This window comes from Micromonospora sp. D75, from assembly GCF_018070405.1.
Taxonomy (GTDB): domain Bacteria; phylum Actinomycetota; class Actinomycetes; order Mycobacteriales; family Micromonosporaceae; genus Micromonospora; species Micromonospora chalcea.
On the sequence record NZ_JAGPXV010000955.1, the window covers coordinates 1 to 1,480 of the forward strand.

The following is a 1,480-nucleotide window of genomic DNA, read 5'->3' on the forward strand; positions in this document are numbered from 1 at the left end:
GTCGGTCACCGAGACGTCGATCGACGCGGCCACGTTCACCCTCGACGTGCAGCCCAGCGGCGCCACGAAGATCACCAAGCTGGGTAAGGCCGGCTACCGGCGCACGCTGCCCAAGACCGCGAAGGCGGGCCCGGTCGCCGAGGTCGGCTGGCTGGCCACCGAGGGCCGGCTCGCCACCCTGCGCTGGACCGCCCCCACCGGCACCGCCAAGGCGGAGGCGGACAAGACGGCCGGCAAGCTGGTCACGCTGGCCAAGGTGATCGACACCCGCCAGCTCTGACCCGGGTCAGCGGGCCGCGACGAACACCCGGGACGCCACCTCGCGGGGCAGGCGGACCCGGTCGCCGGAGCGGTCGATGGAGACGCCGTCGCGTTCCTGCGCCACGGTCACCGTCGCGCCCGGGTCGACACCGGCTGCGTGCAACTGCCGGAGCACGTCCGAGTCGGTCTGCACACTCTCGCAGATGCGGCGCACCACGACCTGGCCGGACAGGCCCGGGAAGGCCAGGTTGCGCTCGCTCTCGCCGGCCTCGACCGGCGGCTGGCCCGGGTCGCCCAGCTCCTCCAGGCCCGGGATCGGGTTGCCGTACGGCGAGCGGGTGGGGCGGTTGAGCAGGTCGAAGACCCGCTTCTCCACCGCGTCGCTCATCACGTGCTCCCACCGGCAGGCCTCTTCGTGGGCCTCCTCGTAGGGCATCCCGATCACGTTCACCAGCAGCAGCTCGGCCAGCCGGTGCTTGCGCATCACCGACACGGCGGTGTTGCGACCCGCCGGGGTGAGGCTCAGGTGCCGGTCGCCCTCGACCGTGAGCAGGCCGTCCCGCTCCATCCGCGCGACGGTCTGGCTGACGGTCGGGCCGCTCTGCTTGAGCCGCTCGGCGATGCGGGCACGCAGCGGCGGCACACCCTCCTCCTCGAGTTCGAGGATGGTGCGCAGGTACATCTCGGTCGTGTCAACAAGGTCGTGCTTCACGTCAGCGGCCTCCCGGGCACCGATGGTACCCGTTACCACCGACCATCGACGGCAGGCGAAGCCGGAGGTGGCGGCCCGGATGGTGTTGACTGGACCGCATGTCCGCCACCGCAGACCTGCTGGTCGAGCCCGACCGGCTCGCCGCCGAACTCGATCATGCCGACCCGCCGACCCTGCTCGACGTCCGCTGGCGGCTCACCGGGCCGCCCGGCCGCGCGGACTACGCTGCCGGCCACCTGCCCGGCGCGGTCTTCGTCGACCTGGACACCGAGCTGTGCGGGCGGCCCGGCGCCGCCGGCCGGCACCCGCTGCCGGACCCGGCGGCGTTGCAGGCCGCGCTGCGGGCGGCGGGTGTCCGCGCCGGTCACCCCGTTGTCGTGTACGACGGCGGCGACGGGATGTCCGCCGCCCGGGCCTGGTGGACGCTGCGCTGGGCGGGCCACCGGCAGGTGCGGGTGCTGCACGGCGGCTGCCCTGCCGGGGCGGCGGCCGGCCTGCCGGTCGACA

Annotated in this window: 2 protein-coding genes and 1 pseudogene; 2 read left to right on the forward strand and 1 reads right to left on the reverse strand. The window is 74.1% G+C overall.

What is annotated here, in order from left to right:
• Positions 1–280 (forward strand): annotated as a pseudogene (locus KBX39_RS31040) (hypothetical protein); the annotation flags it as partial.
• A 6-nt stretch (positions 281–286) separates the two neighbouring features.
• On the opposite strand, the gene KBX39_RS31045 reads toward KBX39_RS31040, so the two are convergent.
• Positions 287–973, reverse strand: a complete 687-nt coding sequence (locus KBX39_RS31045) for a metal-dependent transcriptional regulator (protein WP_082931031.1) — start codon at positions 971–973, stop codon at positions 287–289.
• A gap of 98 nt (positions 974–1,071) precedes the next feature.
• Here KBX39_RS31045 and KBX39_RS31050 point away from each other — a divergent pair.
• Positions 1,072–1,480: sulfurtransferase (locus KBX39_RS31050; protein ID WP_247660787.1), on the forward strand; the 409-nt coding region annotated here is incomplete at its 3' end.